The organism is Micromonospora sp. L32, assembly GCF_052068055.1.
GTDB lineage: Bacteria > Actinomycetota > Actinomycetes > Mycobacteriales > Micromonosporaceae > Micromonospora > Micromonospora purpureochromogenes.
The window spans coordinates 46,441-59,667 of sequence record NZ_JBQHDD010000005.1; the positions used below are offsets into that span (position 1 = coordinate 46,441).

Annotated in this window: 12 protein-coding genes; 4 read left to right on the forward strand and 8 right to left on the reverse strand. The window is 76.3% G+C overall.

All coding sequences use genetic code 11. The features are described from left to right. Positions 1–88: 88 nt before the first annotated feature. The 4 genes from ACTMTB_RS15100 to ACTMTB_RS15115 all read right to left on the reverse strand — a co-directional run bounded on the left by ACTMTB_RS15100 (position 89) and on the right by ACTMTB_RS15115 (position 5,152). Positions 89–481 carry a hypothetical protein gene (locus ACTMTB_RS15100; RefSeq protein ID WP_441146048.1) on the reverse strand — a complete coding sequence of 131 codons (393 nt, stop codon included), beginning with the start codon at positions 479–481 and terminating at the stop codon, positions 89–91. A 40-nt stretch (positions 482–521) separates the two neighbouring features. Then, positions 522–1,271, reverse strand: a complete 750-nt coding sequence (locus ACTMTB_RS15105; protein WP_441146050.1) for a phosphotransferase — start codon at positions 1,269–1,271, stop codon at positions 522–524. 73 nt (positions 1,272–1,344) lie between these two features. Continuing rightward, on the reverse strand, positions 1,345–2,115 hold the full coding sequence (locus ACTMTB_RS15110) for a DUF5995 family protein (RefSeq protein WP_441146052.1): 771 nt from the start codon (positions 2,113–2,115) through the stop codon (positions 1,345–1,347). A gap of 115 nt (positions 2,116–2,230) precedes the next feature. After that, entirely contained in the window at positions 2,231–5,152 is a 2,922-nt protein-coding gene (locus ACTMTB_RS15115; RefSeq protein ID WP_441146054.1) for a helix-turn-helix transcriptional regulator, read from the reverse strand. Positions 5,153–5,342: 190 nt separating this feature from the next. Here ACTMTB_RS15115 and ACTMTB_RS15120 point away from each other — a divergent pair, with 190 nt between their 5' ends. Beyond that, the gene (locus ACTMTB_RS15120; RefSeq protein WP_441146056.1) at positions 5,343–7,718 is read left to right on the forward strand and encodes an AAA family ATPase; all 2,376 of its coding nucleotides are present in this window, start codon (positions 5,343–5,345) and stop codon (positions 7,716–7,718) included. 348 nt (positions 7,719–8,066) lie between these two features. On the opposite strand, the gene ACTMTB_RS15125 is transcribed toward ACTMTB_RS15120, so the two are convergent. From ACTMTB_RS15125 to paaK, 3 genes are read right to left on the reverse strand one after another with little or no spacing between them, the layout of a single operon-like run. Further along, positions 8,067–8,651, reverse strand: a complete 585-nt coding sequence (locus ACTMTB_RS15125; RefSeq protein WP_441146058.1) for a dienelactone hydrolase family protein — start codon at positions 8,649–8,651, stop codon at positions 8,067–8,069. A 49-nt stretch (positions 8,652–8,700) separates the two neighbouring features. Further along, complete coding sequence (gene paaI, locus ACTMTB_RS15130) at positions 8,701–9,129, reverse strand: hydroxyphenylacetyl-CoA thioesterase PaaI (protein ID WP_441146060.1); 429 nt, start codon at positions 9,127–9,129, stop codon at positions 8,701–8,703. Between the two features lies 1 nt (position 9,130). After that, the gene (gene paaK, locus ACTMTB_RS15135; protein ID WP_441146062.1) at positions 9,131–10,438 is read right to left on the reverse strand and encodes a phenylacetate--CoA ligase PaaK; all 1,308 of its coding nucleotides are present in this window, start codon (positions 10,436–10,438) and stop codon (positions 9,131–9,133) included. A gap of 177 nt (positions 10,439–10,615) precedes the next feature. Between paaK and ACTMTB_RS15140 the strand changes: the two genes are divergently transcribed. Next, positions 10,616–11,665: a hypothetical protein gene (locus ACTMTB_RS15140; protein WP_441146064.1), complete on the forward strand. Its 1,050-nt coding sequence runs from the start codon at positions 10,616–10,618 to the stop codon at positions 11,663–11,665. Positions 11,666–11,733: 68 nt separating this feature from the next. On the opposite strand, the gene ACTMTB_RS15145 is transcribed toward ACTMTB_RS15140, so the two are convergent. Beyond that, positions 11,734–12,171: a DUF6766 family protein gene (locus tag ACTMTB_RS15145; RefSeq protein WP_441146066.1), complete on the reverse strand. Its 438-nt coding sequence runs from the start codon at positions 12,169–12,171 to the stop codon at positions 11,734–11,736. 184 nt (positions 12,172–12,355) lie between these two features. Here ACTMTB_RS15145 and ACTMTB_RS15150 point away from each other — a divergent pair, with 184 nt between their 5' ends. Both ACTMTB_RS15150 and crcB read left to right on the forward strand, forming a co-directional pair. Continuing rightward, on the forward strand, positions 12,356–12,835 hold the full coding sequence (locus tag ACTMTB_RS15150) for a FluC/FEX family fluoride channel (protein WP_441146068.1): 480 nt from the start codon (positions 12,356–12,358) through the stop codon (positions 12,833–12,835). Then, on the forward strand, positions 12,832–13,194 hold the full coding sequence (crcB, locus tag ACTMTB_RS15155; RefSeq protein ID WP_441146070.1) for a fluoride efflux transporter CrcB: 363 nt from the start codon (positions 12,832–12,834) through the stop codon (positions 13,192–13,194). Before ACTMTB_RS15150 ends, crcB begins: the two co-directional genes overlap by 4 nt. Positions 13,195–13,227 lie beyond the last annotated feature (33 nt).

The following is a 13,227-nucleotide window of genomic DNA, read 5'->3' on the forward strand; positions in this document are numbered from 1 at the left end:
ACCGTAGGCGGTACTCGCGGCACCGCTCGGCGGAACCGGCAAGCCGGGAGATCATCGAGGGCACGCCACCGCGCCGGCCCCGCTGCCCTCAGCCCGGTGGCGCCCCCAGGACGTCCCGCAGGGCCTCCGGGTCGGAGACGGTGACCGTGGCGCCCGGGTGGCGGGGCCACGGCCCCGGCACCAGGGCCGGGACGGCGTCGGCGAATTGCACACAGACCCCCGCGGCGGTGCTGGTGCCGAAGGTGACCCCCTGGTCGGCGAACGACAGGTGCGGCCCGATCGTCCGCCACCACCGGTACGGCCCGTCGAGCCGCGCCCCGGTGATGTTCGCCCGGGGGGTGCGCAGCCGCCAGGGTCCGTACCGGATCTCCAGCGCCTCGTCGTCGACGAGCACCCAGGAGGTCTCCGGGCGTACGCCGAGCAGCGCCAGCGGGGCCCGGAAGGCGGGGTCGAAGCGGAACGCGGAACGGTGCACGGACATGACCCGCGGGTACCCGGTGCGGGCCGGCCGACACCCCGGCTCACTCCAGCGCGCGGGTCCAGTCCTCGACGTGCGCGTCCAGGTGCGCGGCGGTGGCCCGCCAGTACGGGCCGTCGACGGTGAAGATCCGGGCCCAGGGCTGCACCCCGTCGCGGGCGCCGTCGCGCAGCAGCGCGTACATCGCCCGGGCCCGGCGGCCCAGGGTGGCGGCCAGCGCCGGGCGGTCGGCGCCGGCCAGGCCGTACCCGTCGACCAGAGCGCGCAGCCGCCGCGCGGACTCGGCGACCGGCCGGTCCGGCCGGAGGCCCGCCATGGCCTGCGCGGCGTACGCCAACTCCCAGCGCCGGGTGCCGGGGCCGGCGCCGTCCCAGTCGATCAGCACCCAGCCGCGGTCGGCGCGGACCAGGTTCCAGGGCGCGGCGTCGTGGTGGCAGACGAGGTCGGCGCCGTCCGGGGCGATGGCCACCCGCCAGCCGGCCGGCTCCGGGGGCACGAACCCCGCCACCGCGTCGTGCAGGTCGGCCAGCAGCCGGCCGATCGAGGCCAGCTCCGCCAGCGGGTACGTCCCGGCCTCCGCCCCGCACTCCCCCGGCACGTACTCCAGCACCTGGCGGCCGCGCGCGTCGCGGCCCAGCGGCCGGGGCGCGCCGGTGAAGCCCACCGCGTGCAGGTGCGCCAGCAGCGCGTCGACGCTGTCGGTCCACGGGCCGGCCGGCCGGCGCACCGTGTCGCCGACCCGGACCACGCCGGTGGTGACGTTGCCGGGCAGGGGCTGTTCGGTCAGCGGCATCGGGCCATCCTGCCCGGCGGGGACGCGTCCCCGCGCCCCGGTTTCCCGGAGCGCGGGGACCCCCCGTCCCCGGCTACTGCAGGTACGCCCCCAGTGGCGACAGCAGCAGCCGGCCGAGTGCCGCGGCGTTGTCGTCCAGCCGCGTGCGCTCGCAGTCGCGGGCGTGCGGGTCGTGCCGGCACCGCCAGATCCTCTGGGCGTTGCGCCAGGCCACGTCCCGGGTGTATTCCACCAGTTCGCCCTGGTACCAGTCGTCGACGTCCCCGTTGAGCATGTCGATCAGCAGCTGCCACCGCTCCAGGTAGCCGCGCCGTAGCGAGGGGATCTTGTCGGCGAAGATGTCGTTGATCTTGAGATAGTCGCGGTGCTGCTCGCTGCCGTCGACCGGCTCGGACTCCAGGTGGTCGAAGGTCGTCACCAGGGCGAACGGCAGGTCGAAGTTGATGTGCGCGTTCACCCCCGCCGCCGCCGACGGCAGCGGCCGGGCGTCCGGGCCGCGCATCCGCTTGAACAGGCACGACCAGGCCTTCGGGGTGGTCGGGCTGGACTCCGTCCACAGCCGCAGCGCGTCGAAGTAGCGGGTGGCGAACTCCACGTCGAGCCGGGACAGGAAGACCGGGTCGGCGAAGAAGTCGTCGTACAGCCCCTCCAGCACGCTGGTGGTGATGGTCAGGTACAGCTCGTTGAAGTCGGCCAGCGGGCAGCTGCGCTCCAGCGGAGGCAGCCGCACCAGCAGGTCCTGGAGCTTGGTGAGGTGGTCCACCACCGCCGGCACGTCGCCCGGGTGGTCCGCCAGCAGCCCGACGATGTCGGCGTGGACCGGGCCCCAGACCGGTTCCGTCATGTCTCCTCCACAGTGGTCGGGGCACCCCCGTGCCGTCGGCGTCGCTGGACAGCCTTCCAGCGACACCGACGTACGGGATCAGTAGAACGACGTATTCGTCGCGGCCCGGTTTGCGTCAGTCGGCGCGGTTGCGCAGGTAGATCGCGCTGGCCTGGACCCGGGTACGCACCTGGAGCTTGTCGAAGATGTGCGAGACGTGCACGCCGATGGTCCGCTCGCTGATGAACAACCGCTGGCCGATCTCCTTGTTGGTCAACCCCTCGGCCACGGCGGCGAGCACCTCGCGCTCCCGGGCGGTCAGCACCGCCAGTTCGTCGCTGACGGGCTCGCTGCGGGTCGCCCCCGCGCCGCCGGCCGGCTGGGCGCGCTCCTCCAGCTCCACCCGGGCGCGCCCGGCGAGGGTCTTGATCTCGCTGGTCAGCGGCACGGCACCCAGCCCCTGCGCCATCTCGTACGCCCGGCGCAGCAGCTTGGCCGCGGTCGCGCTGCGGCTGCGCCGGGCGAGCAGCGCCTCGGCCTGCCGCAGCCGCGAGTACGCCGCCGGGTACGGGTGGTTGCGCCGGTCCCACTCGGCGGCCGACCGGGCCCACAGGTCGGGGTCGCCCCGTCCGTCGAGCCGACTCAGCTCGGCCGTGCAGAGCACCAGGAAGCCCTCCGCGCCCAGGCGTACCGGCCGGGCGGCGTGGGCGCTCTTGCGGGCGACCCGGTCGACCACCTCGCGCAGCCGCCGGACCACGGTCTCGTCGACCGGCACCGTCCGGCTGGCGTGCGCCTCCGCCTCGGCGCGCAGGCCGTGCCAGGCGAGGGTGGCCAGCAGCACCACGTCGTCCGAGCGGCTCTCGGTGAGACCGCGCTGCACCGCCTGCCGGGCCACGTCGTGCCGGCCCTGCCACATCGCCAGCCCGGCCCGCAGGATCAGCATCGGCAGCACGTGGCGCGCCCCGCCACCGGCCAGCACCGTGGCCACCGCCTCCAGGTCGCGGTCGGACGCCTCCACGTCGCCGTAGCCGACGGAGAGCCGACACCGGGCCAGCAGCAGCTCGACCGCGTCCGCGCCGGACGGGCGGTGCCGCAGCGCCGCCGCGACGACCTTCTCCGCCTCGGCCCACTGCCCCACCCGGAACAGCCCGTTGGTGGCGATGGCCAGCAGCCGGGTCTCGTAGGTGCGTCCCAGGCCCAGCTCGGCGACCCGCTCGGCGCCCCGGCGGGCCACCACCACCCCCTCCTCGAGGATGTTCAGCGGCCCGGTCAGCAGCTCCGCCAGGTGCAGGTACGCGCACGCCACGTCCTCGGGCCGGCCGGCCCGCTCGGCGATCTCCAGCGCCCGCCGCACCACGGCCAGGCCGGCGTCCGGGTCCTCCAGGAACGCCTCGCTGAAGCCGAGCGCCGAGCTGGCCAGCACCACCTCGGTGGTGCTGCCGTCGACCTCGGCCGCCAGCGCCAGCGCCTCCCGGGCCCGGGCGCCGGCGTCGGCGTACCGGCCCAGGTGCAGCAGCAGCTCGGCGAGGTGGGCGGCGGCGGTGGCCCGTTCCCGGGAGGTGCAGTCCGCGGCCTCCAGCACGCGCTGGTACTCGGCCTCGGCGGGAGCCGAGCGCCCGGCGGCGGCGAGGTAGCGGGCCCGCCGGATGCGCAGCGCACAGGACGGCTCGGAGTCGTCGCCGCCGGCCAGCTCGGCCAGCAGGGAGAGCGCCCGGGCGTGCTCGCCGCACTGGTGGGCGGTCTCGGCCGCGTGCTCCAGCAGCGTCGCCCGGTCGACCTGCACCGGCGCCGCCTCCGTCGGCCCGGCGGGCGGGGTGTCGGCCAGCTGCAACGCCACCGACCAGTGCCGGTGCGCCTCGGCGAAACCGTGCAGCCGCTCGGCCTCGCGGGCCGCGGCCATCGCCGCCGGCAACGCCCGGCCGGGCTCACCCGCCAACCGCCAGTGGTGCGCCAGCCGGGCCTGGTGCAGCTCCGCCGGCGCCCGGGTGAGCGCCTCGGCGTAGCGCCGGTGCAGGGCGGAGCGCTCGGCGGGCAGCAGCTCGTGGGCGAGCACCTCGGCGACCAGGCGGTGCCGGAGCCGGTAGCCGTCGTCGGCGCCGACCAGCAGCCGGTGCGCCACCGCGGCGCGGACTGCCTCGATCAGCTCCTGCTCGGGCAGGCCCAGCACCTCGGCCAGCAGCCAGTGCTCGACCGGCTCCACCCCGGCGGCCACGGCGTGCACCACCGCGTGCGCGTGCTGGGGCAGCGCGTCGACCCGGGACAGGAAGATCTCGCGCAGCGTGTCGGAGAGCCCGTCGCGGCCGTCGCGCAGGTCGCGCGCGAGCTCCTCGACCACGAAGGGGTTGCCGCCGCTGCGCTGCCAGACCTGCTCGGCGGCCTCCGGCGTCGGCGGCGTGCCGACGATCGCGGCGACCAGCCGGTCGGTGTCCGCGCGGTCCAGCGGGGCCAGGTCGACCACCCGGACCGAGCGCAGCCGGCGCAGCTCGGTGAGCACCCGGCGCAGCGGGTGGGCGCCCTGCAACGACTCGGCCCGCACCGCGGCGAGCACGGAGAGCTGGAGGTCGCCCAGACCGGCGAGGAGGTAGAGCAGCAGCTGCCGGGTGCTCCGGTCGACCCACTGCAGGTCGTCGAGGACCAGCACCAGCGGACGGCCCTCGGCGATCAGGCTCAGCCCGCGGGACACCCGCTCCAGCAGGGCGCCGCCGTCGGCCGTGGCCGTCTCCTCGGCGAACGTCCGCAGCAGGCCGCGTACGGCCGACGAGGTCCGCGCCTGGGTGGCGGTCAGCTCGGCGTCGAAGCGACGCAGCGCCTGGATCACCGGGTGCAGCGGCGAGGCGTCGCCGATGTCCAGGCAGGTGCCGGTCAGCACGACCGCTCCCCCGTCGCGCAGCCGTGCCCCGACCTCGTGCAGCAGCCGGGTCTTACCTACCCCGCTCTCACCGCTGACGAAGACCGCCGCCGTCTGCCCGGGCCCGAGTTCGTCGAGCAGCGCGGAATGCAGCGCCGTCAGCTGGTCGGCACGGCCGACGAGCGGTGCATTGTCCACATCGCTGGCCATGCCCGCAGCCTAGTCACAGGTCCCCGCACCGTTCTACGGGCTTGATCCCGCTGTGGTACTCCTCGCGTCGACATTGCGACTAAAGGTTGCGACCGGCCGACATACGTCGTTCTGCAGATCCCCCGACGGCCCGGTGGTGACAGTGTCCGGATGTCGTAAGGCACCACTGCTGGGGGGAAAGGTGGGTGCGATGCCACTGTCCACGGTCGCCACCGGTCGGGAGGACGTCACGTCACCCTGGCCGGTCCGGGAGGAACGGCGCGTGGTCAGCGTGCTGTTCGCCGACATCGTCGGTTCGACGGCGCTGACCGAACGGCTCGACCCGGAGGACGTCCGCGCGCTGCAACGCGCGTACTTCGACACCGTCGCCGGGGTGCTGCGGCACTGGCACGGCGTGGTGGAGAAGTACGTCGGCGACGCGGTGATGGCGCTGTTCGGCGCGCGCCGCTCCGACGGGCTCGACGCGTACCGGGCGGTGCGGGCCGCGCTGGAGATCCAGCGTGCCCTGGACCGGCGGCCCATGCCGGGGGGCGTGCGGCTGCGGGTCCGGGTCGGGGTGGCCACCGGTGAGGCGGTGGTCGACCTGGCCGCCGCCCGCGACGGCGGGCACGGCGCGGCCAGCGGCGCGGTCACCACGACCGCCGCCCGGTTGCAGGAGTACGCCCCGGCGGGCGGGGTGGTGGTCTGCGCCGCCACCCACCGGGCCACCGCCGACCTGGTCGACCAGCGGGTGCTCGCCCCGGTGGCGCTGGCCGGCAAGGCGCTGCCGGTCGACGTCTGGCGGGTCACCTCGCCGGCCCGGCCGCGACGGACCCGGCACGAGGGTCCGCTGGTGGGCCGGCGCCGGGAGCTGGCCACCGCCCAGGACCAGCTCGTCCGGGCCGCCCGCGAGCACCGTCCACGATGGGTGTCGCTGGTCGGGCCGGACGGCATCGGCCGCAGCCGGCTGCTGCACGAGCTGCGCCACGCGCTGCGCGAGGTCGACGGGGTGGCAGTCCGCTGGTGCGTGGCGCACTGCCCGCCGTACCCGCAGGGGGCGCTCGAGCCGGTCGCCGAGCTGGTGCGCGACCTGGCCGGGGTGCGCGACAGCGACCCGCCGGCGGTGGTCCACCGGCGGCTGGCCGCCCTGGTCGACGGGCTGGTCGCACCGGCCCGGGCCACCCCGACGGTCGCCGCGCTGGCGGCGCTGCTCGCCGCGCCGGAGGGCACGGCCACGGCGACCGGTGGTCCGGCGGCCTGCCGCCAGCTGCTGCTGGCTCTCGCCGCCCGGCAGCCGGTGGTGGTCGCGGTCGACGACCTGGACCGGGCCGGGCCGGAGCTGGACCGCTTCCTGCGGGCCCTCTTCGCGGCGGCCACCCTGCGCGGACTGCCGTTGGCTGTGGTCGCCACCCACCGGCCGCAGCTGGCCGACCCGCTGCCCGTGCCCGACGACCGCCGCTGCCGGGTGGCGCTGGCGCCGCTGGGCGCGGTCGACACCGGGCGGTTGCTGCGCCGGCTGCTCGGCCGCGCCGGCCGGCCGGCCGCGCTCGCCGGCCGCCTGCTACCGCTGGTCGGCGGCATGCCCGGGTACGCCGGCGCGTACGTCGCGGCGGGTGGCAACGGGGAGCCCGGACTGCCGGAGGCGGTACGCCGGATGGCCTCCGCCCGGCTGGACCTGCTCGACGACGCACGGCGGGCGGTGCTGACGGCGGGCGCGGCGCTCGGCGTCGACTTCACCGCGCCGGCCGTCGACCGGCTGCTCGGCTGGGCGCCCGGGCGGGCGGCGACGCTGCTGCGCCGGCTCGCCACCGCCGACGCCCTGCTCCGGTGCGACCGGCACGGCCGGTACGAGATCGTGGACCCGGCCCTGCGCCGGACCGCGTACGACCGGCTGCCCCGGGCCGTCCGCGCCGAGTTCGGCCGGCGGGCCGAGCAGTGGCGCGCGACGACGCCCGGGCGGGTGGCGCCCACCCGCTCCGGCCCGCCCGCTCCCCGCCTCGCCCCGCCCCGCCCGGCCGCCGCCGAGTCGGCTCCCGCCCTCGACGCCGAGCAGGTGTCCGCCCTCGCCGCCGAGCGGATTGCCGCCCTCGCCTCGGAGCCGGTTGCCGCCCTCGCCGCCTCGGCTGCAGCCTCCGACGGCGGGCGGGACCGCAACGCCACCGCACCGCGCCGCAACCCGGTGGCGCCCGGCAGCCGGTCCACCCTGGACGGTGCCGGGCGGTGGTCGACGCCACCGGCGTCGTCGCCCCGGCACCGGGCTCGGGACGGGCGCACCCGGGCGGCCGGCGGCCTCCGCCCCGACCGGGGGCCGGGTCCGCGTTCCGGCGGCAGCCACGAAGACAGGGTCGTGCTACTCCCCCGGCTCGCGGCCGGGCCGCGCCGGCACGGGCGAGCCCCCGACACCGTCGCGGGCCACGACCGGACCCTGCGCAACGCGCCGGACGGGCGCGCGCACCGGCCGTCGTCGCCTCCTGCTTTCACCGGCCGGGGCAGCGCGGCCGTCGTGCTGGCACTGCGTCACGCGGCAGCCGAACCCGCCGAACCGACGCCGCCGCACGGTGCCCCGCCACTGAGACGGGTGTCCTGAACCGCTCGCCCGGCACGATGGGCGGCCAGCGAACCGGCGGATCGCGCGGGCCGGAGACCAGGGCGGCCACGGGCTTCGGCCGGCTGGCGAGTTCGCACCCTGGCTGCGCGCTCTGCGGCGTGTCGCGGGGTCGCCGGGCCGGGATGCCGCAACACGCCGCAAGGCGGGTCGGGCTGGCCGTGCCGGAATGCCGGTCGGCTGGCCTCGCCGTCCCTGCTGGCCGGCGAATCGCGCCCCGGCCGCTCGGTTTTGCGGTGGTGCGGAGCCCGACGGCCCGCCGCTCGGGCCGATGGCCTCAACCGCGCCGGGCGGCCGACCGGCGGGCGGGTAGCGCGGTGGACGGCCGGGTCAGTCGGCCGACGGGCCGGGCAGCCCGGCGAGGAAGGTTAGGACCCGCTCCCAGGTCTGCTCGGCGGCCCCCGGATCGTGGTCCGGCACGTCCGGGTCGGTGAAGAGGTGCCCGGCCCCCGGGTAGCGGAACACCTCCAGCCGCGCCCCCGCCCCGGTCATCGCCCGCTGCCACTCGGCGACCTCCTCCGGCGTCTCGTACTCGTCGGGGTCGGCGAGGTGCAGTTGCACCGGCAGGCCCGGGCGGACTGCGGCCGGGTCGGCGCCGGTGCCGTGCAGGAGCAGCAGCGCGGCGGCGTCAGGCCGCTCGGCCAGCAGCGCCCCGGCCACCCCCGCGCCCATCGACCAGCCGGCCAGCACCGTCTCGGGCGGCAACGGGGCCAGCGCGGCCCGGCCCCGCCGCAGCACCTCGTCGTGGCCGATCTTGTCGAACAGCGCGAAACCCGCCTCCACGGTGTCGGTGGGCGGCTCACCGTAGAGGTCGGGGGTGACGACCCGGTGCCCGGCCGCGCGCAACCGGTCAGCCTGGGCCAGCACGGCCGGCCGGAGCCCGTACACGGAATGGAAGAGCACGATGTGTGTCATCCGGTCATCGTGCCGGAGACCGCCGACGGCGGGGGGGCACGCCGCGCGGTCAGCCCCCGGTCCCGCGGTCCAGCGTCCGGCTGCGGCCCCGGAACTCGGCGACCACCTCGTCACCCCGGGAGACGGTGACGTCGTAGATGCCGCTGCGACCGTAGCGGGTCCGTTCGGTGGCCCGGGCGGTCAGCAGATCGCCCTCGCGCACCGGGCGCAGGAAGCTGATCTCGCCGCCGGCGGCGACCGTGGCCGGGCCGTGACTGTTGCAGGCCAGCGCGAAGGCCGTGTCGGCGAGCAGGAAGACGAAGCCGCCGTGGCCGATGGCGTGCCCGTTGAGCATGGCCGCGGTCACCCGCATCCGGGCCACCGCGGCGCCGTCACCGGCGGAGACCAGCTCGATGCCCAGGGCGCGGGAGGCCACGTCCGCGTCGAACATGTCGTGCGCGGCGGTACGCCCCGCCGCGACCCGGCCGTTCTCCGCCATCTCAGCCCACCCGCCGCTGGTCGACGATCCGCCGCATCTTGCCCATCGAGCGCTCCACCCCGTCCGGCGCGATCACCTCCACCGCCACGCTGACCCCGATGGTGTTCTTCACCTGCTCCACCAGGGCCCGGCCGGCGCGGGCGGCCTCCTCGACGCCGACTCCGGTGCGGCGCTCCACCTTGACCGTCAGGGTGTCCATCCGCCCCTCGCGGGCCAGCACGCACTGGAAGTGCGGCGACAGCGCGGGGGTACGCAGGATCAGCTCCTCGATCTGGGTCGGGAAGACGTTCACCCCGCGCACGATCATCATGTCGTCGGTCCGGCCGGTGATCTTCTCGATCCGGCGCATCGGCCGGGCGGTGCCGGGCAGCAGGCGGGTGCGGTCGCGGGTGCGGTAGCGGACGACCGGCATCGCCTCCCTGGTCAGCGAGGTGAGCACCAGCTCGCCCTGCTCGCCGTCGGGCAGCACCGCGCCGGTGACCGGATCGATGATCTCGGGATAGAAGTGGTCCTCCCAGAGGTGCAGCCCGTCCTTGGTCTCCACGCACTCGGTGGCCACCCCCGGGCCCATCACCTCGGACAGGCCGTAGATGTCCACCGCGTGCATGTCGAGGCGCTGCTCCATCTCCCGGCGCATGTCCTCGGTCCACGGCTCGGCGCCGAAGATGCCGACCCGCAGCGAGGTGGCGCGCGGGTCGACGCCCTGCCGCTCCATCTCGTCCACGATGGCCAGCATGTAGCTGGGGGTGACCATGATGACCTCGGGCTGGAAGTCGCGGATCAGCAGGACCTGCCGCTCGGTCATCCCGCCGGAGACCGGGATGACGGTGCAGCCCAGCTCCTCGGCCCCGTAGTGGGCGCCCAGGCCGCCGGTGAACAGGCCGTAGCCGTACGCCACGTGCACCCGGTCGCCGGGCCGCCCGCCGGAGGCGCGGATCGAGCGGGCCATCAGCCGCGCCCAGGTACGCAGGTCCTCGCGGGTGTAGCCGACCACGGTGGGCCGGCCGGTGGTGCCGGAGGACGCGTGCAGCCGCGCCACCTGCTCGCGGGGCACCGCGAACATGCCGAACGGGTAGTTCTCCCGCAGCTCCGCCTTGCCGGTGAACGGGAACCGGGCCAGGTCGGCCAGCTCCCGGCAGTCGTCGGGGTGCACGCCGGCCGCCTCGAACGCCCGCCGGTAGTGCGGCACGTTGTCGTACGCGTGCCGCAGCGACCAGCGCAGCCGGTCGAGTTGCAACGCACGCAGCTCGTCGACGCCGACCCGCTCGACGGGTTCCAGCTCCTCCGGCGAGGGGGTGCGGTCCTGCACGGTGCCTCCTGTGCGCGCGGGTACCGGCGCGGGTCCGCGCCGAGGCGACGTTGCGTACCGTACGCCCCGCCCCGGACGGCCGACCAGCGCGGCGACGGTCGATGAGCCTGCCGCCCCATCACGCAGCGAAGCGGCACAATGGCGCAGGGTGGCACACGGCGTGGGAGGGTGGCGACGATGACGCGTACCGACACGGCACCGGCGGGCATCGGCGGGCGGGCGGGGGTGGCCCCGACGAGCCGGCGGGAGGACCTGGTCGCCGTCCTGCTCGGCGCGTGCCTGGTGGGCGGGGCGCTGGCCGACGGGTGGGCGCACACCAGCCTGCTCGAGACCATCGAGGGTTTCTTCACGCCGTGGCACGGCCTGCTGTACGCCGGCTTCGCCGGCAGCGCGGGGTGGATCTGCTGGCTGGCGTACCGGCGTCGGGATCGCGCGCCGCGGTGGTGGCGCGACGGCTGGCCGCGGGGGTACCGGGTGGGCGCGATCGGCGTCGCGGTCTTCGCCGCCGGCGGGCTGGCCGACCTGGTGTGGCACGAGACGCTCGGGGTGGAGGTCGGGCTGGACGCCGAGTTCAGCCCCAGTCACCTGCTCCTCGACGGCGGGGCGGTGCTGCTGCTGACGAGCCCGCTGCGCTCCTGGTGGGCCAGCCGGGAGGGCGGGGCGCGGGCGGCTACCGGGCTCGCCTCGTTGGCGCTCGGCACGATGGCCACCACGATTCTGCTCGGCCACTCCTCGGCGTTCCTCAGCGCCGCCGCCACCCGGGAGACGGGGGCCTCCGGTGCCCAGCAGGCGGCCGTCCTCGGCGTGGACGCGTACCTGGTCACCACGGTGGTCATCGGCGTGCCGTTCCTGCTGTCGCACCGCCGCCGGGCGACGCCCGGGGCGGCCACCGCCGTGGTCGCCGGGGTGGCGCTGTTCGCCCTGGTGATGTTCGAGTTCCCGGTGCCGCAGGCCTGGGGCGCGGTCGGCGCGGTCGCCGGCGCCGCCCTCGCCGACCTGGTGCTGTGCCGGTCGGACGCGGTACGCGGCCCGGACGCGGCGCTGCGGCTGCCGGTCGCCGGCGCGGTGCTGGCCGCACTGGTCTGGGGTGGGCACCTGGCCGGGCTGGCGCTGGCGGACGGGATCGGCTGGACGCCGGAGGTGTCCAGCGGGGTGGTGACGTTGACCGCGGTCGAGGGCGCGCTGCTCGGTGGGCTGGCCGCCCGCCCGCTGCCCGACGCGAACTGATTCCCCGACGGGCCGGGCCGGGGCGGATGGTCCGGCCGGGCCCGCCGTGGCTCGTCCGCCGACCGCTGTCAGGGGTTCTGCGGGTCCAGGTTCCGGTCCCGGAGCAGGGCGTCGAGCTTCGCCTCGATGCGCTCGTCGGACTCGCGGGACTGCGACGATCCCCAGTGGTAGAACAGCGCCAGCCCGGCGGCCTGCCAGATCAGCTGGAGGAACTCCGACTGCCAGTTCTCGAGCGTCGAGGCGAAGAACTGCGGCAGGAACTCGCTCCAGGCGAAGGACTGCCCGTGCTGGCTGGCCTCGTTGCTCTCCACGACCATCTGGAAGATGAACTGACCGCCCCAGGAGAGGAGGAAGAACGCGCCGGTGACCAGGGCGAACGAGTACGCCTTCGGCCACCCGGGCTTGCGGAACGGCGGGCCGTCCGGCCGCCGGCGACCGCCATGGGACCCCTTCTTCTCCCCGTCCCCCGCCGCGCGTGTGCCGGCTGTGGTGCTGCTTCCCGCCATCACGAACCCCCTCTCGACGATCGTTGTCGCGCGGTTGTGCCCCGACGCCCGTCAGCCGAAACCGACGCGGCGCGGCGCGGGCGGTGCTCCACGCCGAACCGACGCAACCGCCGACGACCGTATGGTGGACCCGATCGGGCAGGTCAGGCCCTGCGCCCGGGGTCGACCGGTGGTCCGTTCACTGATGGGAGGACGGGTGTCAGCACCCCGGCGCATCGACCCCGACGTCGACCTGCGCGTACCCGCCGACCGGCGCGAGCTGGGCGCACGCCCGGCGGCCGTGCTCGGCGCCGTCGCCGCCGGCGGGGTGCTCGGCGCGCTGGCCCGGGCGGGCGTCCAGGCGGCGCTGCCGCACCCGCCCACCGGCTTTCCGTGGTCGACCTTCTGCGTCAACGTGACCGGGTGCCTGCTGATCGGGGCGCTGATGGCGGTGCTCGGCCGGCGTGACGCGGCCCCGCTGGTCCGCCCGTTCCTCGGCGTCGGCGTGCTCGGCGGGTTCACCACCTTCTCCGCGTACGTGGTGGACGCCCAGCGGGCGGTCACCGCCGGGGCGGCGCCGGTCGCGCTGGCGTACCTGGCGGCGACGCTGGTCGCCGGCCTGCTGGCGGTCTGGGTCGGGGACGCGCTGGCCGCCCGGCTGCTGGACCGGGACGTCGACCGGTGACGGTCCTGCTCATCGCCGTCGGCGCGGCGCTCGGCGCGCCGCTGCGCTACCTGACCGACCGGGCCGTGCAGGCCCGGCACGACTCGCTGCTGCCCTGGGGGACCCTCACCGTCAACGTGGCCGGTTCGCTGCTGCTCGGCGTGCTGCTCGCCGTACCCGCCGGGCCGGCCGTCACCGCCCTGGTCGGCACCGGCTTCTGCGGCGCGCTGACCACCTGGTCCACCTTCGGCTACGAGACGCTGCGGCTGGCCCGCGCCGGCGCCCGGCGCCACGCGCTGGCCAACGTGCTGCTCAGCGTGGCCGCCGGGCTGGCCGCCGCGACCCTCGGCTACGCGCTGGGCCGGGCGCTGACGGGCTGACGTCGACCGGGGCCCCGGCGGGCGGGGCCACGC

Coding starts and splice junctions, on each gene's coding strand:
- ACTMTB_RS15120 (WP_441146056.1), top strand. CDS start 5,343: ATGCCACTGTCCACGGTCGCCACCGGTCGGGAGGACGTCACGTCACCC.
- ACTMTB_RS15145 (WP_441146066.1), bottom strand. CDS start 12,171: ATGGCGGGAAGCAGCACCACAGCCGGCACACGCGCGGCGGGGGACGGG.
- ACTMTB_RS15105 (WP_441146050.1), bottom strand. CDS start 1,271: ATGCCGCTGACCGAACAGCCCCTGCCCGGCAACGTCACCACCGGCGTG.
- ACTMTB_RS15150 (WP_441146068.1), top strand. CDS start 12,356: ATGGGAGGACGGGTGTCAGCACCCCGGCGCATCGACCCCGACGTCGAC.
- ACTMTB_RS15110 (WP_441146052.1), bottom strand. CDS start 2,115: ATGACGGAACCGGTCTGGGGCCCGGTCCACGCCGACATCGTCGGGCTG.
- ACTMTB_RS15100 (WP_441146048.1), bottom strand. CDS start 481: ATGTCCGTGCACCGTTCCGCGTTCCGCTTCGACCCCGCCTTCCGGGCC.
- ACTMTB_RS15115 (WP_441146054.1), bottom strand. CDS start 5,152: ATGGCCAGCGATGTGGACAATGCACCGCTCGTCGGCCGTGCCGACCAG.
- paaI (WP_441146060.1), bottom strand. CDS start 9,129: ATGGCGGAGAACGGCCGGGTCGCGGCGGGGCGTACCGCCGCGCACGAC.
- ACTMTB_RS15140 (WP_441146064.1), top strand. CDS start 10,616: ATGACGCGTACCGACACGGCACCGGCGGGCATCGGCGGGCGGGCGGGG.
- ACTMTB_RS15125 (WP_441146058.1), bottom strand. CDS start 8,651: ATGACACACATCGTGCTCTTCCATTCCGTGTACGGGCTCCGGCCGGCC.